Below are 23,928 nucleotides of genomic sequence, written 5' to 3' on the forward strand. Positions count from 1 at the left end.
GGCGCAGACTCGGCGCCGTCAGCGCAGGCTCGACGGCGCCGCATCACCGGCGGGCAGGACCGAGCCAGGAACCCGGTACCGTAAAGCAGGGTGCGACGGCCGCTGCATGGCACGTCGACCGGGCAACCGACCGACTCTGCTAGCAGGAGACATGGCTGTTAAGAAGGCTGCTAACGCGCGGCGTAAGCGCCACCGCATCCTGGCATTGGTCGCGGCCGCCGCGACGGCCCTTGTCGTGGCACTGGTCCTAGTGTTCGTGGTGCTCTATCTCCGTAACCCGGATACCCCGCCCAGCGCGGTGCCACCCAGCATCGTGCCGCCGACCAGCGGGCCCGCACATCCGAAGAAGCCGCGACCGGCCTTTCAAGACGCCAGTTGCCCCGACGTGCAGTTGCTTTCGATTCCCGGCACCTGGGAGTCGTCGTTGCAGCTCAACCCGCTCAACCCAGTCGACTTTCCGAAGGCCTTGCTGCTCAACGTGACCGGTCCGATCACCGAGCAGTTCGACGCCAACCGCGTCGAGGTGTACACCGTTCCCTACACCGCGCAGTTCCACAATCCGCTGTCGGGCGACAACCAGATCTCCTACAACGACAGCCGCAAGGAAGGCACCGCAGCGGCGCTCAAGGCAATGACCGACATGAATGACAAATGCCCGCTGACCAGCTATGTGCTGGTCGGCTTCTCTCAGGGGGCGGTGATCGCCGGTGACATCGCCAGCGACGTCGGCAACGGGCGCGGCCCCGTCGACGAAGACCTGGTGCTCGGTGTGACGTTGATCGCTGACGGGCGGCGCCAGCAGGGCGTGGGCCAGGACGTCGGTCCCAATCCGCCGGGCCAGGGCGCCGAGATCACCCTGCATGAGGTGCCGGTGCTGTCGACCATGGGCTTGACGATGACCGGTGCGCGGCCCGGCGGTTTCGGTGACCTCAATGGCCGAACCAATGAGATCTGCGGCCAGGGCGACCTGATCTGCGCGGCGCCGCAGGAAGCTTTCAGCATCGTCAACCTGCCGGGCACGCTGGACACCTTGGCCGGCGGCGCCGGTCAGCCCGTCCATGCGCTGTATGCCACCACCCAGTTCTGGAACTTGGATGGGCAGTCGGCCACCGAGTGGACGTTGAACTGGACCCGCAATCTCATCGAAAACGCGCCGCATCCCAAACACGGGTAACAGTTCTGTCAAGCGGTACCTTCGGATTTGGTTCGCAGCGCACCGCCCCTTAACATTAAGAGGAAATTAAGAAGAGCTGAGGTTGGTCTGCTGAGTCGACGCCGTGCTGCTCGCACAGCGCGTTTCTGTACCATCTGGGAAGTTTGGCGTTCGCGACAAACGCGCAGGCGAATTGGGCGGCATCCCGCCAGCCGCCCCGGAGTCGGATGTAGCCGTCCGCGGACATCATCCAGCCGTAATCCGATCTAGATGTGTCGTGACAGGAGAGTCGCATGGCCAACAGGTCCCACGTCGGGTACCACAACCCGTTCATCGTGGACGGAAAGATCAGGTTTCCCGATAACACCGACCTGGTGCGTCACGTCGAGAAGTGGGCATCAGTTCGCGGCGACCGGCTGGCCTACCGGTTTCTGGATTACTCCACCGAACGCGACGGTGTCGCGCGGGACATTTCCTGGGCGGAGTTCGGCGCCCGCAACCGGGCGATCGGCGCCCGGTTGCAGCAAGTCACCCAACCGGGTGACCGCGTCGCGATTCTGTGCGCGCAGAACCTGGACTACCTCGTCGCATTCTTCGGCACCCTCTACGCGGGACGGATCGCGGTGCCGCTGTTCGACCCGGCCGAGCCGGGCCACGTCGGTCGTCTACACGCCGTGCTCGACGACTGCACTCCATCGGCGATCTTGACCACCAGCGACTCCGCCGAGGGTGTCCGCAAGTTCTTCCGTAGCCGCCCGGCCAAGGAGCGGCCCCGGATCATCGCCGTCGATGCGGTGCCCAACGACGTCGCCGCCACCTGGGAGGGCGTGCCGGCCGATGCCGACACCATCGCATATCTGCAGTACACCTCCGGCTCCACCCGAACCCCGGCGGGTGTGCAGATCACGCATCTCAACCTGCCCACCAACGTGGTCCAGGTGATCAATGCGTTAGAGGGCAAAGATGGCGACCGCGGCGTCAGCTGGCTACCGTTCTTCCACGACATGGGCCTGATCACCGCCTTGTTGTCAACGGTGGTCGGCTACAGCTTCACCTTTATGACGCCCGCCGCCTTCGTGCGTCGGCCCAATCGTTGGATCCGCGAGCTCGCCCGCAAGGACGACGACACCGGCCAGACGATCTCCGCCGCGCCGAACTTCGCGTTCGAACACGCCGCGCTGCGCGGCCTGCCAAAAGAGGACGAGCCGCCGCTGGACTTGAGCAACGTCAGGTCGATCCTCAACGGCAGCGAGCCGGTGTCGCCGGCGTCGATGCGCAAATTTCAGGAGGCGTTTGGGCCGTACGGCCTTCCTGACACGGCGATCAAGCCGTCCTACGGTCTGGCCGAGGCCACGCTGTTCGTCTCGACCACCCCGATGGATGAGGCACCCACGATCATCCACGTCGACCGGGACGCTCTGAACAACCACCGGTTCGTCGAGGTGGCCGCCGACGCGCCCAACGCCGTCGCGCAGGTCTCCGCCGGCAAGGTCGGGGTCGACGAACAGGCAGCGATCGTCGACGTCGAGACCGCCTCCGAACTGCCCGACGGCCAGATCGGCGAGATCTGGCTGCATGGCAAGAACATGGGTACCGGTTACTGGGCCCGCGAAGAAGAGACCCGGGAGACCTTTAAAAACATCCTCAAGTCGCGCACCAGCCCGTCGCACGCCGAGGGCGCACCCGACGACGGGCTATGGGTCAGCACAGGCGACTACGGCACCTACCACGAGGGCCACCTCTATATCACCGGCCGAGTGAAAGACCTGGTCATCATTGACGGCCGTAACCATTACCCGCAGGACTTGGAGTACTCGGCGCAGGAGGCCAGTCGGGCCTTACGCACCGGTTACGTGGCCGCGTTCTCGGTGCCGGCCAACCAGCTGCCCGCCCAGGTATTCGACGACCCGCACGCCGGGCTGAAGCACGACCCGGAAGATTCCTCCGAGCAGCTGGTGATCGTTGCTGAGCGCGCACCCGGCGCGCACAAGCTCGATTACCAACCGATCGCCGACGACATCCGGGCGGCCATTGCCGTCCGGCACGGCGTGACCGTGCGTGACGTGCTGCTGGTGTCGGCTGGATCGGTTCCGCGTACGTCCAGCGGCAAGATCGGCCGCCGCGCTTGCCGGACCGCCTACATCGACGGCAGTTTGCGCAGCGGCACCGCTTCCCCGAACGCCTTCCCCGACCAGGCGGACTGATTCTCGACGACCATGACTGATACAGACACCTCCGCGGCCCCGGCCGCTGCCCGCACCGACATGACCGTCGCCGAGGTGCGGCAATGGCTGCGCGACTGGGTCGGCAAAGCAACCGGGCATTCGCCCGACACGATCGACGAGGCCACCCCGATGGTGGAGCTGGGGCTGTCGTCGCGGGACGCGGTAGCGATGGCCGCCGACATCGAGGACCGCACCGGGGTCACGGTGTCCATCGCGGCCGCCTTCGAGCATCCGACCATCGAATCGCTGGCCACCTGGATCGTCGAAGGCGACCCGATGGACGAGGCCGGCGCCGACGCCGATCAGGACTGGACGCGCAGCGGACCGGTGGAACGGGTCGACATCGCGGTGGTGGGCCTGGCCACCCGGTTGCCGGGCGACATGAACACTCCCGAGGAGACCTGGCAGGCGCTGCTGGAAGGCCGCGACGCGATCACCGACCTGCCCGAGGGGCGCTGGTCGGAGTTTCTGGAGGAGCCGCGGATCGCCGAGCGCGTCGGCAAGGCTCGCACCCGCGGCGGCTACCTCAACGACATCAAGGGCTTCGACTCGGAGTTCTTCGCGTTGTCGAAGACCGAAGCCGACAACATCGACCCGCAGCAGCGGATGGCGCTCGAGCTGACCTGGGAGGCCTTCGAGCACGCCCGCATCCCCGCCTCGAGCCTGCGCGGCGAATCCGTCGGGGTGTACGTCGGCACGTCGATCAACGACTACAGCTTCCTGGCGATGTCGGATCCGACCGTCGCGCACCCGTACGCGATCACCGGTACGGCGAGTTCCATTGTGGCCAACCGGGTGTCGTACTTCTACGACTTCCACGGGCCGTCGGTGGCGGTCGACACCGCCTGCTCGAGTTCACTGGTCGCCGCACACCAGGCGGTGCAGGCGCTGCGCAGCGGTGAGTGCGACGTGGCCGTCGCCGGAGGCGTCAACGCGCTGATCACCCCGGCGGTGACACTCGGTTTCGACGAGATCGGGCAGGTGCTGGCGCCGGACGGCCGGATCAAGTCGTTTTCGTCGGATGCCGACGGTTACACCCGCTCCGAGGGCGGCGCGATGCTGGTACTGAAGCGGGTCGACGACGCCCGCCGTGATGGTGACCAGATTCTCGCCGTCATCGCCGGCAGCGCAGTCAATCACGACGGGCGGTCGAACGGTCTGATCGCCCCCAACCCCGACGCGCAGGCCGACGTGCTGCGCCGGGCTTACAAGGACGCCGGCATCAACCCGCGCAGTGTCGACTACATCGAAGCGCATGGCACCGGCACCGTGCTCGGTGACCCGATCGAGGCTCAGGCGCTGGGCCGGGTGGTGGGCCGTGGCCGCCCGGCCGACAAGCCGGCCCTGCTCGGCGCAGTGAAAACCAATGTCGGACATATGGAGTCGGCGGCCGGTGCCGCCAGCCTGGTCAAGATGGTGCTGTCGTTGCAGCACGACAAGCTGCCGCCGTCGATCAACTACGCCGGCCCCAACCCCTACATCGACTTCGACGCAACGCATCTGCGCGTTTTGGATTCGGCGGCCGACTGGCCCCGCTACAGCGGCTACGCGGTCGCCGGGGTGTCCAGCTTCGGCTTCGGCGGCGCCAACGCACACGTGGTGCTGCGCGAGGTGCTCCCCCGCGACGTCGTCGAGCGTGAACCGGAACCGGAACCGGAGGCCGAACCCGCGGCCGCCACCGAGGAACAGCCCGCCGAGCATGTGCGGTTCGACGAGTACGGCGAGTTCATCGAAACCGACGGGGCCGGTTCCGAGGAGCTGGACTACGAACTGCCCGGCATCACCGAGGAGGCGTTGCGGCTCAAGGAGATCGCCTTAGAAGAGCTTGCAGCTGAAGAGCTTCCGGCGCCGCTGGTGCCGTTGGCCGTGTCGGCTTTTTTGACCTCTCGCAAGAAGGCGGCTGCCGCCGAACTGGCCGACTGGATGGAAAGTCCGGAGGGACGGGCGTCGTCGCTGGAGTCGATCGGCCGGTCGTTGTCTCGGCGCAACCATGGCCGTTCTCGTGCGGTGGTGCTGGCTCGCGACCACGACGACGCGATCAAGGGACTGCGGGCAGTTGCCGAAGGTAAGCAGAAGCCCAACGTGTTCAGCACCGACGGGCCGGTGACCAACGGCCCGGTGTGGGCGATGGCTGGTTTCGGCGCGCAGCACCGCAAGATGGGCAAGAACCTGTATCTGCGCGACGAGGTCTTCGCGGAGTGGATCGAGAAGGTCGACGCGCTGATTCAAGACGAGCGCGGCTACTCGGTGCTGGAGCTGATCCTCGACGACTCGCAGGATTACGGCATCGAAACCAGCAACGTGGTGATCTTCGCGATCCAGATCGCGTTGGGCGAGCTTTTGAAGCATCACGGCGCCAAACCTGCTGCGGTGGTGGGCCAGTCGCTGGGTGAGCCCGCATCGGCCTACTTCGCCGGGGGGCTGTCGCTGGCCGACGCCACCCGGGTGATTTGCTCGCGCTCGCATCTGATGGGCGAGGGCGAGGCGATGCTATTCGGTGAATACATCCGGTTCATGGCGTTGGTCGAGTACTCCGCCGACGAATTGAAGACGGTGTTCGCCGACTTCCCCGGCCTGGAGGTGTGCGTCTACGCGGCGCCCAGTCAGACCGTGATCGGCGGCCCGCCCGAGCAGATCGACGCGATTGTCGCCCGCTGCGAGGCCGAGGGCCGCTTCGCCCGCAAGCTGCAGACCAAGGGCGCCGGCCATACCTCCCAGATGGATCCGCTGCTCGGCGAGTTCTCCGCGGAGCTGCAAGGCATCACGCCGATGAGCCCCGGCGTCGGAATCTTCTCGACAGTGCACGAGGGCAACTACATCCGACCCGGTGGCGAGCCGATCCACGACGTCGCCTACTGGCTCAAGGGCATGCGGCATTCGGTGTACTTCACCCACGGCGTGCGCAACGCCGTCGACAGTGGGTACACCACGTTCTTGGAGCTTGCGCCAAACCCGGTCGCGTTGATGCAAATTGGGTTGACCACCGCTGCTGCGGGATTACCTGATGCGCAACTGATTCCGACACTGGCTCGCAAACAGGACGACGTCGACTCGATGACCGCGACCATGGCGCAGCTGTTCGTCTACGGCCACGACCTCGACATCCGAACACTTTTCACTCGGGCCATCGGCCCCGAGGACTACGCCAGCATCCCGCCGACCCGGTTCCGGCGCAAGGAGCACTGGCTGGATGCGCACTTCTCCGGCGACGCTTCGGTGATGATGCCCGGCAACCATGTTGCGATGCCGGACGGTCGCCACGTCTGGGAATACGCGCCGCGCGGCGAGACCGACCTGGCTGCGTTGGTGAAAGCCGCTGCCGCACAGGTGCTTCCCGAAGCACAGTTGGCTGCTTCCGAACAGCGGGCGGTGCCCGGGGACAACGCCCGGCTGGTGACGACACTGGCCCGGCACCCCGGCGGTGCGTCGGTTCAGGTGCATGCCCGGATCGACGAGTCCTTCACCCTGGTCTACGACGCGCTGGTATCGCGGGCCGGTCAAGCGGCGGTGTTGCCGACGGCAGTGGGCGCCGGAACCGGAGTCGCAGCAACACCCACGCCGGAAGAGACTGCGCCGGTCGAACCTGAACCCGACGCCGTGCAGGACAGCCTCACTGCCCGCCAAGTCGGGGCTTTGCAGCGGTGGTCACCGGAATCCGGTGAGACCGTGGGCGAGCGGCTGGCCGCCATCGTGTCGATGGCGATGGGTTATGAGCCCGAAGACCTGCCGTGGGAGGTACCCCTGGTCGAGCTCGGCCTGGACTCGATGATGGCGGTGCGGATCAAGAACCGCGTCGAGTACGACTTCGACATGCCACCGATCCAGTTGCAGGCAGTCCGCGACGCCAACCTCTACAACGTCGAGGAACTGATCAAGTACGCGATCGAGCATCGCGACGAGGTGCAGCAGCTGCACGAGCACCAGAAGACGCTGACGGCCGACGAGATCGCCAAGGAGCAGGCCGCGCTGATTTCCGGTGCAACGCCGGCCACGGTGACCGAAGCCGCTGATCCACAAGCGGAGCCGGAGACGCAGGCGCCACCGCCGGCCACCGATACGCCCATCCCGCCTCCGCCCACCGATCCTTCGGGCCCGGCTGCGCAGCCCAACCTGGCCGCGACCGCGCAGGCGCTCAACCAGCAGGCTGTCGCCGATGCGCTGGGTTCCGATGTGCCGCCGCGCGACGCCGCGGAGCGGGTCACCTTCGCCACCTGGGCGATCGTCACCGGGAAATCGCCAGGCGGAATCTTCAACACGTTGCCCAAGCTCGACGACGACGCCGCCGCCAAGATGGCGCAACGACTGTCCGAACGCGCGGAGGGGTCGATCACCGCCGAGGACGTCCAGGCCGCCGAGACCATCGAGGCGCTGGCGACCACCGTGCGCGAATACCTGGAAGCCGGCCAGATCGACGGCTTCGTGCGCACCATTCGGGCCCGGCCCGAAGGCTCCACCAAGCCGCCGGTATTCGTGTTCCACGCCGCCGGCGGGTCCACGGTGGTCTACGAGCCGCTGCTCAACCGGCTGCCACCGGACACACCGATGTACGGCTTCGAGCGTGTCGAGGGCACCATTGATGAGCGCGCTGCGCAGTACGTTCCCAAACTGCGCGAGTTACAGGGTGACGGACCGTTCATCCTGGCCGGGTGGTCGCTGGGCGGAGCGCTGGCCTATGCCTGCGCGATCGGCCTGCGGCAACAGGGCTGTGACGTGCCGTTCGTCGGGCTGATCGACGCGGTGCGCCCGGGCGAGGAAATCCCGCAGACCAAGGAGGAGACCCGCAAGCGCTGGGAGCGCTACGCGCGCTTCGCTGAGCGCACCTTCAATGTGCAGATCCCCGAAATCCCTTACGAGCAGCTGGAAGAACTCGACGACGAAGGTCAGGTGCGCTTCGTCCTGGAAGCCGTCAAAGCCAGCGGCGTGCAGATTCCCGGCGGAATCATCGAGCACCAGCGCACGTCGTATCTGGATCAGCGGACCATCGACACCGCCCAGATTCAGCCCTACGAGGGACATGTCACTCTCTACATGGCCGACCGCTACCACGACGACGCCATCATGTTCGAGCCTCGGTATGCCACCCGTAAGCCCGACGGCGGCTGGGGTGACTATGTTGCCGATCTGGAGGTCGTGCCGATCGGCGGGGAGCACATCCAAGCCATCGACGAACCGATCATCGCCAAGGTGGGCGCGCATATGACTCAGGCGCTCAACAAGATTCAAGCCGAGAGCGAGACCAAGTGACCACCAAGACCACCGCGGAGTTGCTGGCCGACCTGCAGGAGAAGCTGGAGCTGGCCAAGGAGCCCGGCGGTGAGAAGGCCGTCGCCAAGCGGGCCAAGAAGGGCATCCCAAGCGCACGGGCGCGGATCCACGCGCTGGTGGACCCCGGCAGCTTCCTGGAGATCGGCGCGCTGTGCAAGACACCGGGCGACCCGAACGCGCTGTACGGCGACGGGGTGGTGACCGGGCACGGCCGGATCAACGGCCGTCCGGTGGCGGTCTTCTCCCACGACCAGACCGTGTTCCAGGGCTCGGTGGGGGAGATGTTCGGCCGCAAGGTGGCCAAGCTGATGGAGTGGTGCGCGATGACCGGCTGCCCGATCGTCGGCATCAACGACTCGGCCGGCGCCCGCATCCAGGACGCGGTCACCTCGCTGGCCTGGTATGCCGAGTTGGCCCGCCGGCACGAGATGTTGCGCGGCCTGGTTCCGGAGGTCTCCATCATTCTCGGCAAATGCGCTGGCGGAGCGGTGTATTCACCCATCCAGACTGACCTGGTGGTGGCGGTACGCGACCAGGGCTACATGTTCATCACCGGCCCTGACGTGATCAAGGACGTCACCGGCGAGGACGTCAGCCTCGACGAGTTGGGCGGCGCGGATAACCAGGCGCGCTACGGCAACATCCACCAGGTCGTCGAGGACGAGGCCGCGGCCTTCCAGTACGTCCGCGACTACCTGAGCTTCCTGCCGGCCAACACCTTTGACGACCCGCCGATCGTCAACCCCGGCCTGGAGCCGGAGATCACTCCCAGCGATCTCGAGCTCGACTCGATCGTGCCGGACGCGGACAACAGCGCCTACGACATGCACGAGATTCTGCTGCGCATCTTCGACGACGGCGACGTCTTCGACGTGGCAGCGCAGCGTGGCCTGGCGATGATCACCGCGTTCGCCCGGGTGGACGGCCGGCCGGTCGGCGTGATCGCCAACCAGCCGATGCACATGTCCGGGGCGGTCGACACCGAGGCCTCCGACAAAGCAGCCGGCTTCATCCGGTTCTGCGACTCTTACAACCTGCCTTTGGTTTTCGTCGTCGACACCCCAGGTGCCATGCCCGGGGTGCAGGAAGAGAAAAGCGGGATCATCAAGCGCGGCGGCCGATTCTTCAACGCCCTCGTCGAGGCCGACGTCCCGAAGGTCACATTCATCGTTCGCAAGGCCTACGGCGGCGGCTACGCGGTGATGGGTTGCAAGCAACTGGCCGCCGACTTGAACTTCGCGTGGCCCACGGCGCGGATCGCGGTGATCGGCGCCGACGGTGCGGCCCAGCTGCTGATGAAACGCTTCCCCGACCCGAATGCGCCCGAGGCGCAGCAGGTCAAGAAAGATTTCATCGAGGGCTACAACCTCAATATGGCCATCCCGTGGACGGCAGCGGAACGCGGCTACATCGACGGCGTGATTCAGCCGCACGAAACCCGGCTGCTGCTGCGCAAGTCGCTGCGGATACTGCGCGACAAACAGAAGTACGACCGGGTGCAGCGCAAGCACGGCCTGACACCGATTTAGTCTGGCGCCCCCCATTCGCCGCGAGCGTGCGTGTCCCCGGTCGACACGCCAACCTTTGTCGCGGGACGGCGCACGCTCGTCGGGTGGGCGCCGCGGTTGCTAGCCGAGATAGTCGGCAAGTGCGTTACCGATCGCGGCGGCGCCCATGGCGTTGGGGTGCAGCGGAGCCGCGGGGTTGACGGGCACGAATCCCTCGACCCAGCGTTCGTTGGGCGGCGCACACATGTCATGGCCCGCCGACATAGGTCGGGTATCGAAGTAGTCGATCCCTTTGTCTGCGGCGAGTTGCCGTTGCTGGTCATCAAGCTCGTTGATTTTCGACTCGAAGTAGGTGGCATCCCGGGGCAGCACCGGCTGCTGCGGATAGCAGCCGCCGGGCCGGATGTAGGTCGGGTATCCGACCCAGACAATCCGCGGGCCCGGGGCCTTGGCCCGGATGGCGTCGATCATCGCGGCCCACTGCGGCGTATGGGCTTTGATCGCTGCGGAGATGCTGTCGGTGCCGTCGACGACGAAGCGGTCCACGCATGGCGGCGCGTCGAGCGACGTTGCCCGGCACTGTGCGGCATCGGCAGCCAGGCTGACGTCGTTGCCGCCGATGGTGACCGTGATCAAGGTGGTGGCGGCGTCGACGGCGTCGATTTGCGGGGGCACCGTGCCGTCACGCGTCACTTGCGCACGAGTGATGATGTCCTCCGTGGTGGCGCCACTGCAGGTGACGTCACTGAAGACGGCGGGGGTGATTCGTCGGGCCAACACCGAGGGATAGTTGTTGGTCGACTTCTGACAACCGGGCGGCGGCGCGGGGTCCGGCACACCGGGCTCGGCCGCGGCGGAGTCGCCCATCGCCACATAGGTCAGCTGATTCGGCGGTTCAGCGCTGCTCGGCGACGGCGAGCTGCATGCGACTGCCACCGCCCCGAGCAGTGCCACCAGACCCCGACGCAACGTCAGCCGCCCGCACCAGCGATCTTGGCGGCCACCTCGACCAAATCGTTGCCGACAATGTCTGGCTGCGGATCAAGCGGAATCAGAGCCTCCCCCGGTCGTCGCACAAAGGCAGCGCGGCAGCCGGCCGCCAGCGCACCGGCGACATCCCAACCGTGCCCGGCGACTAAACGCACCTCACTCAAGCCGACGCCCACCGATTTCGCCACATGCTGGTAGGCCTCGGCGCGCGGTTTTAAAGCCCGCACATCATCAGCGGAGAGAATCATGGCGAACCGTCCGGCAATTCCGGCGTTTTCCAACGCGGTGGTCGCTGATTCGAGCGGTGAATTGGTCAGCGCCACCAACGTGAAATCAGCAAGCCGGTCTAGAGCCGGCCCGACGTCAGGGTAGGCCGGCAACTGCTTCATCCCGGCGATCACGTCGGCTTCGCGCGGCAGGTCGAGCATTTCCAACGCAGCCTGCTGCGCACTGGGGTAGTCGATGTAGTTGCCGGTCAGGCCGCCGACGAACGCGTTCTGCAACATTAGCGAAAACCAGCGTCGGCGCACGTCGTCCCCGCCCAGCAGCGAATCCAACGCCTGAGGATCAAGCAAGGTCCCGTTGACGTCGAACGCGATGACGGCCATCTCGGCGATCCCGGGTCAGTCGGACTCGTCGGACTCTTCCTGGGCCTTCTTTCCCGTCGTCGTGGACTCCTTGAGCTCCTTCTTCGCTTGCCCGGCTTCGTCGGCCAGGCCCTTGACGGTTTCGTCCCCTTCTTCAGCGCGCATAGGGACCCGACTACCCATCATCGGCCGCTGTCAATCACGGACCGCCTCGCCGAACGTGGAGTTGTTGCGCGCAAATCACGGAAAACCGTGCAACAACTCCACTTTCGACGTCCAGTTGCGATGTGGACTACGGCTTGATTCGGATCTGCCCGGGCGACCACCAACCGCTGCGGGTCGCGGTACCGAGCTCAAGCTGCGCCGGCTGCGTATTGGCGATCGTGTCGAACTTGCGCAGTGATCCCCAGTCGCGGGCCCAGTCCCGGGACAGGTAGGTGGCCATGACGTGGGCGCGCAGCAGCACGTCGGTGATGCCCAGCAGACCGCCGTTGACACCGTCTTCCCAGGTGTCGGTGTCCTGCTTTTTAGCGGTGTAGTCCGGGGTGATGCGGAACTTTGGTATCTCGGTGACGCCGTTGGCATGCAGCATCGGCTGCTGGCACGGGAAGGCCAGCCCGACCGCCCAGTCCATCAGCACCGGCTGCGACGAGCCGACGTATTCCTGCAACGAGCGCAGCTCCGGCACCCGCGGCGGGGTCACCGCGATCCAGTCTTCCGGAGTCAGCGAGAGGTCTTCGGCCACAACGCGCACCGCAGTGGCGTCGGCTGGGATGTCGGCGCGGGCGAAGCGCAGGTTGCGCCACGCCTTCGGTTGCTCACCGTACAGATCGTCGGGCACCAGCCGCCCGGCCGGCGCCAGGTCGGCCCGCGCGTACTCCAGCACGACGGTCTGCCCTTCGGTGTGTCCGTGCAGCACGCTGTTGCCGGTGATCTTGCCCGCGGCGGTCACCACCACCAGCGGATGCCCGTCGTCGGCCGTGGGCAGCTGATACCACGCCGAGGTGAGCCGGCTCTGCTGCTGCGCCCCGGTGGTGTAGCTGCCCGCCAACGGAACTCGCGCCGGGTCCAGGCCGTACGGCAACGGCACCGTCGAGCCGTTGACGCCGGGCGTCTTGAGCTTGGTCGGCGCGTCCCAGTCGTAGTCGGTGCCTGGCTGCGGCGGTGTTGGCATCCGAATCGCTTCTGCCACTGTGTGTTCCGGGACGCCACTTGGTGTGAAGCCCACCGGGTTGACACCACCCAGCGGTCCCAGCGGGCCGTAACCCCCGGGCAGCGGGCCCATGTAGCCGTCGTTGGCGTCGGGCTCGACCAGGACGTCGTCGGCCAGCCCGCACCCGCCGGAGAACGCCCGCAGGTTGGCCCAGCCGTTGGAGTAGGTGGGGTACTGGCGCACTACACCGATCACCATCGACGCGATGAACACCAACACCATGAAGCCGGCCGCGACCGGCACCGGCGCGGCCGTCAGCGCGCGGGCCACCCGGCCCTCGCCACGGTCCCGAGGAGCGAAGTGCAGCCAGACCGCATACAGCGCCGTCAGAGCAAACAACACGAAAAAGACTGTGCTGACTGTGATTCCGGCGATTTTAGGCATAGCACTGTTGAACGGCACACCGTAGCTCGACACGTACCACCAGCCGTTGGTGGTGGCGAAGCACAACGCGAGGAGGAAAAAGACGGCCGAGACGAACGTCATCCGGTTGCGTGACCAGCGCAGCACCTTGGGCGAGACCAGTGCGGTGGCCAGCGCCGCCATCGCCGCCCCGACGGCGGCGAACAAGCCGAAGTGGTGCACCCATTTGGTGGGGGTGAACATCAGGAAGAACATGGTGCCGAAGATGACGCCCGTCAGCCGCCACGCCGGCCCGCGAGCCACCCCCGGAACGCGCTTGCGCCGCAACATGATGAACAGCGATGTGAATAGGCACAGTGCCGTGATCAAGAAGCCGAAGCGGCGGGACAGTGAGCCGTCGACGGTAGGCAGGAGTAGGTAGTAGTAGCGCAGGTTCTCGGTGTACCAGGCCTGGCTGGGACCGATGTCGCTGCGAATCCTGGTGGCTTCCAACACCGTTGACAACGTTTGGTCGGCGAACACCACGGTCAGCACCACAAAGCCGGCGGCCAGCAGCGGCGCCACCAGCGGCCAGGTGCCCACCAACCGATGCCGGCGCACCAGAATCCGCAGAATCGGGCGACCGCCGGCCACCAGCGCGGCCACCGCGATCAGACCCGTCGGCTGGATGCCGAGGGTGAACGCCGCGGCGATGATCGCCAGCGCCGCCGGCGTCATCCGCCCGGAGTTCATCGACCGCTCGATCAGCACGTAAGTGATCAGCGAACCGACGGCGATGATGCCCTCGGGCCGCAACCCATTGTTGAACGGCATCCACGCCGCCAACAGCACCAGGCCGGCCGCCCAGACCGCGGCCTTGCTCGACGCCACCGCGGGCCCCAACCGCGGCAACACCTCACGGGACAACAGCAGCCAACACACCAGCCCGGCAGCAAGATCGGGCAACCGAACCCAGATGCTTTGGTCGCTGACATGGGTCATCAGCGCCAGCAGATTGTAGTACCAGCCGAACGGGTCTTCCGGGCTGCCGAACCAACGGAAGTAGTTGGACATGTAGCCGGCATGGTCAGCGACGCGGGCCATGCCCAGGATGTAGCCGTCGTCCGACGAGTTGGCCCCCATCACGTGCCAGAGCAAGAACGCGAAGATCACCGTGGCATCGGCCAGGCTGAAACCGTGCCAGCGGCCCGGGATGATGCGGTGCATCCGGCGGCCGTCCATGCGGTCCAGCCGCCACAGCGCAACCAATGCCACGACGGTGGCGGTGATCGCCAGCACGATTGCGGCCAGCTTCAGCGCGGTGGGTTTGGTGGAAAACCGGGTGTCGATCGTCGCCGAGAGTTGCAGGCCGGGCGGCGCCGGACCGGTGAGATCGGTGAATACACCGACGATCTGCGGGCGCAAGTTGGGGTCGGGGAACCCCGAGGGCTGTCCCGCTGGTCCGGGCAACCCGGCGAAGGTGGCGAAGGTGCCCGCGTGCGTCGAAGTGACCTCGACGCGCTGACAATTGCTCATCTGGGCGCGCGGCACACTGGCGATCACCACGTTGCGGTCGGTGACGTCGACCCGTTGGGTGGTGACGTTCACGAACAGACCCTGCAGCGCAGCGTCCTTGCCACTCTTGGGCGCGGTGCCCAGCACCAGACCACCCTTGTCCGGCATCGCGTTCACCACGGAGCACGGCACCGTCACCGTCACCGCGACCGGTGTCTGCGAAATCAGCGGCGCGGTGACGTTGTTGAATTGTCCCTGTTGCGGCCAATTCAGTGTCGCGGTGGTCTGCACGACCGGCAGCAGCGGTGTCGCGACCGACAGCAGGAAGCCGATCAGCCCGGCGATCGTCGCCACCCACCGTGCCACCTGCACGTCGCGAGTGGTGGTGTCGGGAGCGGTGTTTTCCTGAGTCATCGTCATGAGGCGCCGCTCTCCCCCGCAAGCGGGAGGTGCCCCCGCCTCATCGCTGCGTTGTATATCGTCGCCGGCGCGGTCATGGCAGTGCTCGAATCGGCCCTTGTCGACTCCAGCCGTAGACCTTGACGACCCCCTGGTCGATGACGGCGTCCGGCGCCTGGTCGGCCGGGACCACGCGGTGGTACTGCTCCACTGATCCCCAGTCCCGGTACCAGTCGTCGCGTAGATAGGTCGGGATGGTGGAGGTCCACAGCAGCGCGGTGGTGAACATGAACGGCCCGCCATCCTCGGCTGACTGCCACAGGTTCGACGACGCCGCCGTCTGCTTGTGGTCGGGCAGGATGCGGTAGTCCGGGAGTTCGGCGACGCCGAGGTGTTCGGAGAATGGCCGCTGGCAGGGGAAATTCGCGGCGGTCGCGACGTCCATCAGTACCGGCGCCCGAGATCCGACCAGCTGCTGCAAGCTCTGCAGCACCGGCACCCGGGGCGGGGTGAAGGCGAACCACTGCTCGGAGCTCAGGTTGGGGTCATACGCGACGATGCGGGCCACATTGGCCTCTGGCGGCGCCCCGGCCAGCGGGAACCGCAGATTGCGCCACGCCGGTTGCGGGCCGAGGTCGATCGGGTACATCTGCCCCAAAGGTTGCGTGCTGCCGTCCGGCCGGGTGACGCCCCACTCCAGTTTCAGCTGCTGGCCGTAGCTGAAGTCGCCGTCCTCTTTGTAGGACCAGATGGCACCGGCGGCGGCGACCACGACCAGCGGCCGGTCCGGTGTGCGGGGCGGCAGTTGGTACCAGGCCGATGTCGCGGTGGCGGCAAGGCTGTTCTCGCCGTAACTGCCGATCACCGGCGTGCGGGCCGGGTCCAGACCGAACGGCAGCGCGGCTCGCGATCCGTTTACCCCGACCGGGCCGTAACCGCCGGCGGTGCCCGCCGAGTCGCTCATCGCGGCGTTGGGCTTGTTCGGGGAGGCGTCGGAGTTGACCAGCCCGGGCTTCGACACCACCGGGTCAGACCTCAGGTCCTCACCAACCCCGGTCGGGGTGAAGCCCACCGGGTTCACGCCGCCCAGCGGTCCGGCCGGTCCATACTGCTGTCCCGGGAGTGGCTGCAGCAGACCAACATTGGCGTCTGGCTCGGCCAACAGGTCGTCGGCCATCGCGCAAGCGGTCTCGGCCAGCCCCGACTCGAGCGCAGCCACGTTGGCCTTGGCGGTGGTGTACATCGGGTAGCGAACGGCGGCGGCCTTGGCCAGCGAGCCCACTTCCATGACGACCATGATCGCGGCCACCACCAGCAGCGGCGTCGACGCCAGAATCCGGTTGCGCCGAGTGGGTTTGACCTCGGTGTGCCCGGCGTAGTCCAGCCGGAAGTGCTGCCAGGCGGCCAGCAGCCCGGTCACGATCGAGAGCGCCAGGAACATCGACGTCACCGGATGGCTGGCGATCACCGGCTGGATGTCGAACCACGGCACCCCGTAGTTGCCGACATAGAACCAGCCGTTGATCCCTGACGTCGCCCAGGCCAGCACGAACAGCAACCCGGTGACATACAGCGACAAATTGCGACGGCTGTGCAGGCCGACCCTGGCGAACGCGAAGGCGGTGACGGCGCCCAGTGCGCCGGCCAGCCCGGCGAACGCGCCGAACTGCACCGCCCACTTCGTCGGCGTGAACGTCAGCAACAGCAGACCCACGGCGGTAGTGCCGATCAGCCGCCACACCGCGCCGCTGGCCAGACCGGCGACTCGGCCGCGCCGCAGCAACACCACCAGCACACCGAATAGGCAGAAAAACAGGATCAGCCACGCGAATCGCCGCGACATCGACCCGTCGACGTTGCTCTCCACCGTGACGAAGTAGTAGCGCAGCCACTCCTGATACCAGGCGATCGTCGGACCGACCTTGTATTTGATGCGCGCCGACTCCGCCACCGTGGCCAGCGTCTGCGATCGGAACACCACCACGGTGATCAACGACAGCGATGCCGCCAACGTCATCAGCGGTGCCAACAACCCGTCGGTCGCGCGGCGCCGGGCGATGATGCGGGCGATCGCGCGAGCGCCGGTGAGCAGCGCGGCGATACCGATCAAGCCCTGCGGGGCCAGCGTGGCGGTCAGCATCGCCGCGATGATCGCGACGGCGGCCGGGACCAACCGTCGAGTGGCGATCGCGCTCTCCACCAGCACCCAGGTGACAATGACGCCCAGCGCGATCAGCGGCTCGGGGCGCAGCCCGTTGTTGAACGGCAGCCAGGCGGCCAAAAAGACCGCGCCGGCGGTCCACACCGCCACCCGGCTGGCGGCCAGGCCGCCCTTGCCGGGACCGAGCCGCCGCAACACGTAGCGGCTGATGATCAGCCAGCAGACGATGCCGGCGAGCGTGGCCGGCAGTCGCATCCACACTCCGGCGGTGCTCACTGCGGCCAAGTGCGCCAGCAGCGCGGGGTACCAGTCGAACGGCGCTTCGGTTGTCCCGAAGAACCGGTAGTAGTTGGCTATGTACCCGGCCTGCTGGGAGACCCGGGCGATGGTCAGGTTGTAGCCGTCGTCTGACGAGATGGCGCCGATGACGTGCCAGATCAGCAGCGCGGTGAGCACGCCGGCATCCGCAAGCCAGGTGGCGATACCGGCCCGCCAGAAGTGTCGCCAGTTGCGCGGTGCACGGCGGCCGGATCGTCGGTCGAGGACGCCCAGCGCGACGATCGCGGCCAGCACTGACAGGCCGCCGAGAACCATCACCGCTTTCTTCAACAACGTCGGTGCGGTGATGAAGCGGGTATCGATGTCGATGCGCGCCGACAGCCCGGGCTGTGCGGGCACTTCGAGTTCGGTGAAGATGCCGCCGACTTGGGGCTTCTTCTCGGGGGCCAGCGTGCCCGCCGCACCGGGAATCCCGACGAAGTCCGCGCCCGCGCCGCCGGCGCCGGCCCAGATGTGCAGGACGCTGCAGCCTCCGGCGGCGATAGCGGAGCGAGGCGCGACCGCGGCCACCGAGTCGCGGAACGCGACGACGATCGTGTCTTTATTGGCGCGGACGAACAGGCCGCTCTTGCCGGTCTCGAAGCCGTTGGTTGGCAGCGTCGACAACACCAGCCCGCCGGCGGCCGGCAGGGTCGTGATGGCCGGGCAGGGAATCGAGATGTCCAGTGCCCGCGGCGCGCCGGACACCAGCGGTGCGGTGATAGCGCTGACGTGGCCGTCTTTCGCGCCCTGCGGCCACAGGACCGTCGCAGTGGTCTGCTTCACCGGAAGCAGCGGAACTACGCCGCAGAGCAACACCCCTGCAATTCCCGCGACGATGGCGACCAACCGGGCGATCCGGTCCGTCTTATCGTCGTGGGGCACGAGGGTCGATCGTAGGCGACGGGCTTAGGTGCTCCGACGAGGCTGCCCGCGCGTCTGAATCGCCGAGCGTGAGGCTGCTGCGAAATTCTCGCCGGAAACTCGCAACAGTTTCACGCTCAAGGCAACGCCCTAGTGCCGAAGCGGCCCCGGACTCCATACCCCGCTGCGTGTCACCGAGCCAAGGTCGAGGTGGGCCGGCACCGCGGCGGGGTAATACGGCGTCAACTGCTGCAGCGCGCCCCAGTCCCGGAACCAGTCGTCCTTCAGATAGGTGGGCACGGTGGTTGCCCGGTCCAGTAGTTCGGTAATGCCCAGCGGGCCGCCGCCGAGGTTGTCCATCACCGGCGAGTTGGCCTCGGCGCCGAACCGATCGGGCAGGATCCGCCACTTCGGTGCCTCGATGACGCCGTTTTGATGACCGAACGGTCGCTGGCAGGGAAACGCAAGGCCGACCAGCCAGTCCAGCAGCACCGGATCCTGAGAGCCCACTACCTCCTGCAAGGTGCGCAATCGCGGTATTCGCGGCGGGGTCAGCGCGATCCAGTGCTGCGGCGCCAGGTCGTCGTCGCTGACGATTACCCGCACCTGGGTGGCGCTGCGGGGCACCGCCGCCAACGGCGCACGCAGGTTACGCCAGGCCGGCGATGCTCCGACATCGCCGAAACTTACCGTGCCCGCGGGCTTTTCGTCATCGCCCGCCCACTGCACCTGAACTTCGCCGGAGTCGAACCGGCCCGCTGCCGATACCACCAGCAGCGGCCCGGCCTCGTCGCGCGGCGGCAGTCGATACCACGCCGACCGCAGCGCCGCGGGTACCTGCGCGCCCGAGCGCCAGCTGCCCAGCACCGGCGTGCGGGCGGGGTCCAGGTTGTAGGGCAGTCGCGCGCGTGACCCGTTGATTCCCGGCGCGGCGGTGGTGCCGCCTTCGGTGCCGGCCTCGCTGCTGGTGACCATCCCGTCGTCGCTGACGAAGCTGCGGTCGGCGGGGCGTTCCATCACGGGGTCGGCGGAGACGTCGGTGGGGATGCCGTTGGCCTCGAAACCTTGGTCAAATCCGGCGCTCAGCGCGTCTTTCGCCGGCACACCGACCGGTGCCAGCATGCCGGCGTTGGGATCCTGCTCCACCAAGACGTCGTCGGCCAGCCCGCAGGTCTTGCCGGTCAGCGCCTGCAAGTTGGAGCGGCCCACCGTCCACGCCGGATACTGGCCGACCATCGCCAGGGTCAGCGACAGCACCTGGAAGAAGATCAGCACCCACGCGGCAATCGCTAGAGGAGACTGGATGATTGACGCCAGTCGAGAGCTCGTGCGGCGGCCGGGCGAGTCGCCGTTGTTGACGAAATGGAACCATGCCGCCGCCAGCAGTACCAGCACCGTCAGGCCGACCAGCACGGTGGCGAATGCCAAATGCCATTTCGGGAACGCATTCGACCACGGCACACCGAAATTGGACACGTACCACCAGCCGTTCACGCTGGCGAATGACAGCGCCAGGACGAACAGCACCAGCGCGGCAAACAAGGTGCGGTTGCGCCGGGAGCGCATCGCTGCCGCGCTCACCGCGACCGCAGCCAGCGCACCCAGCGAGCCGGCCAAACCGGCGAACACACCGAAGTGGTGGGTCCACTTGGTGGGCGTGAACATCATCGCGATGAACGAGATGACGGTGATGCCGATGATCCGGCGGCTGGGCCCGACGGCGGTGCCCGGAATCCGGCCCTTGCGCAAGGACATTGCCACCGACACGGCCAACGCGACGAGCAACGCCAGCACGCCGAACCGCCGGGCAACCGAGCCGTCGGGGGTAGCCAGGAACAGCCGCTCGTAACGGACATGCTCCTCGAACCAGGCCAAACTGGGCCCGACAGCGGATTTGAGCATGCTGGCTTGGGCTTCGCCCACCAGCGTCTGGTCCCGGAAAATCACGATCGTTGTGACGGTGACCGCGGCCGCAACCGGTGCCACCAGCGGCAGCAGCCCAAACTGTTTGGAACGGCGGTGCAGGATGGTGCGCAGCGGCCCGATCGCCACCAGCAGCGCGCCGATCGACGCGATGCCGGTCGGCCCGGAGAACAGGGTCAGGGCGCCGATGATGCAGGCGATCGCCAGCGGCAGCAGCCGACTGGTGGCCACAGCCCGTTCCACCGAACACCAGGTCAATAGGATGCCCAGGGCAATAATCGGCTCGGGCCGCAGCCCGTTGTTGAGCGGCAGCCAGAACGCCAGGAACACCCCGGCCGCCGTCCATGCCGCGGCGCGGCTGTGTTTGACGGCATCGCCGAGTCGGGGGATGACTTCCCGGCTGATCACCCACCAGCAGGCCAGCGCCATCAGCAGGGTGGGCAGGCGCATCCAAATGCTGGCTGTGCTGACATGCGCCCACAGCGCCAGCAGGTCGTAGTACCAGCCGAACGGCGCCTCGGGCGTGCCGAACCACCGGTAGTAGTTCGCCATGTATCCGGCGTGTTCAGAAACCCGGGCCATGGTCAGGATGTAGCCGTCATCGGCGGTGTTGGCGCCCACGAAGTGCCACCACACCAATACGGCGGCGACCAGGGCGTCCAGCCCGCTGATAGTCCACCAGCGCGCGGGCAGGAAGCGGCGGTGCCGAGTGGAATCGGCAGTGTCCAAGACGTGCAGGGCGATCAGTGCGGCGACGGTCAACGAGACCCCGAGGATCATCGCCGCCAGTTTCAGCCAGGTCGGCCCACTGCTGTAGCGGGTGTCGATGGTCGCCGAGAAGGTCAAGCCGGGCGGGGCCGGCCCGCTCAAATCGGTGAATACGCCGACGATCTGCGGCCGGAAGTCATAGCCGCCGCGTTCGCCGCGCAGCGGTGCGCCGGGGTCTTTGGCGTTGGGTCCCTGAGTCAGCCCGACGAATTCGCCGGTGACTTTGTCGGCGTGTGCGGTCAACACCAGCTTCTGACAGGCGCCGCTGAGCACCTGGCTCAACGGCGCCACCACCACCGGTGTGTTGCGGACGATGACCAGCAAATCGTCGTTGACCCGTTCGATCAACAACCCGCGGTCGACGGCTTTCGGTGCCTGCTTGGGCACCGTGGACAACAGCACCGACTTGGCACCGGTCAGTTCGGCGGCGGCCCGGCACGGAATGGTGATGTTCAAGTCGGTGGCCACGTAGCCGATCAGCGGTGCGTCGACACTGCCCAGCACGCCGTTTTGCGGCCAGTTCAACTGGGCGGTGGTCTGTTTGACCGGCAGCAGTGGGGTGGTGATCGCCAGCAGGGCGCCGAGCAGTCCAGCGAGCACGGCCACAACCCGGGCGACCCGGTGATTGTCACCCGCGTCGGTCAGTGGGCGCCGCTGCTGTTCATCGCTTCGTTCTGCATTGTCGACAGCGCGGCTCACGGAGCTAGATGCTAATTCCCCGGCCTTGGTGGATTCAGTCGCCATCAGCCAGGGGTCTCCGGATTGCGGATTGCCAGGACGAACGGCCCGATATCCCTGACCGTGAAGTGCGGGCCGGCAAACGACGTGTCGTTGAAGTCAACGGTGTAGCGGCGGACGTTCGGCTGATTGGGATAGACGTCTTCGGCCAGCCGCAGCGTGTAGGTGTCGTTCGCGCCGCGTCGCATCAGGAATACCGTCGGCGGCTGCCAGGGCAGGGTGTCCAGGGCGTGGACGAATTCGTCGGCGGTCTTGAGCTTGGACCAGGCCTTGATCGCGGCCGCCCGGCTGTCGAACTGTGCAAGGGGGTTGGCGTAATGCGATGTCAACCCCTGAAAGCCCCAGTAAGGGTAGTAGGACAGAAAGCTGTAGTCCGCGGTCAGCATCACGATTTCGTCGCGGGGTTTGCCCGTCAGCTGGCTGATCGTGGCGTCGACGGCGGGATAGTACTTCTCGGCGCTGGGCGGTCGGCGATCGCCGCGGTGGCCGTGCCCGTCGGTGTCGGTGTAGGCGATGGTGATGTCCGGCCGCAGCACGCCGGGAATGTCCTGGCTGAAGCCGATCGCTCCGGCCAGCCCCACGACGACGGCCACGCCGATCACCCGACGGTCGCGCCTGCGGGCGACCGCGAGCGCCAGTTCGACGAAGCCGAACACTCCGGCGGCTGCCAGCAGCACGGTCAGTGTCGGCTGCAGCCGGAACGACAGCAGCGTGGTGCGGGCCAACGTGGTCAGCATCGACAGCAGCGACCAGAGATAGACGGCGACGACACCGATCGCCAACGCGGCGGCCCGCACCGAGGCGCGAGCGCGAAGCACCAGCCACAGGGTGCCGACCATGCAGAGCGCGCCGAGCAGGGTGAACTGCAGCATCGGGAAGGTCAGCTCGGCGCCGTCAGCAGGCAGATAGTGCCGGGCGCTGCCGGTGTTGCTGACCGGATTGTGGGCAGTGCGCAGCAAATACGGCAGCCAAGTGGTTGCCCCGATGGCTGCGGCGATCACGGCGATGACGGCCAGCCGCAGCAACGGACCCAGGGCGGCCTTGATCCCGTCGCGCCACCGCGACGCCGCCAGCAGCACCGCCATCAGCGCGATGGTGAATGCGCTGTAGGCCAGCAGCAGTGTGTAGAAGGTGGCCGCGAAGCCGAGGAAGATGCCGGCCCCGATCACCGCCGCCCACCCGCCGCGGCCGGCGACGGTCGCGAGTGTGAAGTTGGGTTCACGGTCGGCGCCCAGCGTGAAGTTAGCTTCACGTTCGGCGGGGAGGCTGCGCTCGCCAGCGCGCAGACCCGACCATGTCAGCACGAGCACCGGCGGCAGCAGCACGGTGATCATCGCGGCGTAAGGCTCCGGCGAGCTATAGGCCAGGGTCACCGCGGCGGTGGCCGTCGCGACGACCAGCGCGTACTCGAAGCGGATCATCCGCCACCACAACACCAGCGCCACGGCAACCGCGATCGTGATCGAGGTGATGGCCCACGGCTTGTACATCTCCCAGGCCGGTGTTCCGGTCAGCGCGGCGATGCGCCCGCCGATCCAGAACCAGCCCGGCGGATAGAACGGCGGTAACCCGATATAGGTCATGTCCTGCAACGCGGCGCTGTCGGTGAGCCGGGTCAGATATTCGGTGCGGAACTGCTGGTCGACGGAGATGCCGAACAGATAGAGCTTGGTGGCACCCAACGGCATCGCCAGTGTCACCACCGAAAACGCCGACACGAACACCAGCGCGCCGAGTTGCGCCAGCCGCTGCCGGCCCCGCCGCCACAACCAGCCGGCACCGAGCAGTCCGGCCAGGCAACCGACCTGGCCAACCGTGGTCAGCGCGTGCAGTTGGTTCGACGACGGGAAGGCCGGCCAGTTCACTCTGGCGACGGCCTTCAGCGCGACGACCGCGACAAGCAATGCCACCGCGGCGGCGATCAGCATCTGACCGATGGTGGCCAGCGCGTTTCGCATG

11 protein-coding genes are annotated in these 23,928 nt (G+C 66.9%); 4 read left to right on the forward strand and 7 right to left on the reverse strand.

The window, feature by feature from the left end; translation table 11 throughout:
* Positions 1–151: 151 nt before the first annotated feature.
* From culp6 to AC5Y5W_RS13125, 4 genes are all read left to right on the forward strand, one after another.
* Positions 152–1,174 carry a carboxylesterase Culp6 gene (gene culp6 / locus AC5Y5W_RS13110; RefSeq protein WP_500022366.1) on the forward strand — a complete coding sequence of 341 codons (1,023 nt, stop codon included), beginning with the start codon at positions 152–154 and terminating at the stop codon, positions 1,172–1,174.
* A gap of 272 nt (positions 1,175–1,446) precedes the next feature.
* On the forward strand, positions 1,447–3,357 hold the full coding sequence (gene fadD32, locus AC5Y5W_RS13115) for a long-chain-fatty-acid--AMP ligase FadD32 (RefSeq protein ID WP_500022367.1): 1,911 nt from the start codon (positions 1,447–1,449) through the stop codon (positions 3,355–3,357).
* Between the two features lie 12 nt (positions 3,358–3,369).
* The gene (gene pks13 / locus AC5Y5W_RS13120; RefSeq protein WP_500022368.1) at positions 3,370–8,622 is read left to right on the forward strand and encodes a polyketide synthase Pks13; all 5,253 of its coding nucleotides are present in this window, start codon (positions 3,370–3,372) and stop codon (positions 8,620–8,622) included.
* Positions 8,619–10,172, forward strand: a complete 1,554-nt coding sequence (locus tag AC5Y5W_RS13125) for an acyl-CoA carboxylase subunit beta (protein WP_500022369.1) — start codon at positions 8,619–8,621, stop codon at positions 10,170–10,172. Before pks13 ends, AC5Y5W_RS13125 begins: the two co-directional genes overlap by 4 nt.
* 99 nt (positions 10,173–10,271) lie before the next feature.
* Here AC5Y5W_RS13125 and AC5Y5W_RS13130 read toward each other — a convergent pair whose 3' ends face one another.
* The 7 genes from AC5Y5W_RS13130 to AC5Y5W_RS13160 form a co-directional block, all read right to left on the reverse strand.
* Positions 10,272–11,105, reverse strand: coding sequence for an SGNH/GDSL hydrolase family protein (locus tag AC5Y5W_RS13130; RefSeq protein ID WP_500022370.1), 834 nt, complete (start codon positions 11,103–11,105; stop codon positions 10,272–10,274).
* A gap of 17 nt (positions 11,106–11,122) precedes the next feature.
* Positions 11,123–11,749, reverse strand: coding sequence for a haloacid dehalogenase type II (locus tag AC5Y5W_RS13135; RefSeq protein ID WP_500022371.1), 627 nt, complete (start codon positions 11,747–11,749; stop codon positions 11,123–11,125).
* A gap of 15 nt (positions 11,750–11,764) precedes the next feature.
* Positions 11,765–11,893, reverse strand: coding sequence for a hypothetical protein (locus AC5Y5W_RS13140; RefSeq protein WP_500022372.1), 129 nt, complete (start codon positions 11,891–11,893; stop codon positions 11,765–11,767).
* A gap of 127 nt (positions 11,894–12,020) precedes the next feature.
* Positions 12,021–15,218 carry an arabinosyltransferase domain-containing protein gene (locus tag AC5Y5W_RS13145; protein WP_500022373.1) on the reverse strand — a complete coding sequence of 1,066 codons (3,198 nt, stop codon included), beginning with the start codon at positions 15,216–15,218 and terminating at the stop codon, positions 12,021–12,023.
* Positions 15,219–15,291: 73 nt separating this feature from the next.
* Positions 15,292–18,561, reverse strand: a complete 3,270-nt coding sequence (locus AC5Y5W_RS13150) for an arabinosyltransferase domain-containing protein (protein WP_500022374.1) — start codon at positions 18,559–18,561, stop codon at positions 15,292–15,294.
* Positions 18,562–18,690: 129 nt separating this feature from the next.
* Complete coding sequence (locus AC5Y5W_RS13155; RefSeq protein ID WP_500022376.1) at positions 18,691–21,876, reverse strand: arabinosyltransferase domain-containing protein; 3,186 nt, start codon at positions 21,874–21,876, stop codon at positions 18,691–18,693.
* 98 nt (positions 21,877–21,974) lie between these two features.
* Positions 21,975–23,927, reverse strand: coding sequence for a galactan 5-O-arabinofuranosyltransferase (locus AC5Y5W_RS13160; RefSeq protein WP_500013306.1), 1,953 nt, complete (start codon positions 23,925–23,927; stop codon positions 21,975–21,977).
* Position 23,928: the final 1 nt, after the last annotated feature.

Source organism: Mycobacterium sp. NGS51, from assembly GCF_059812525.1.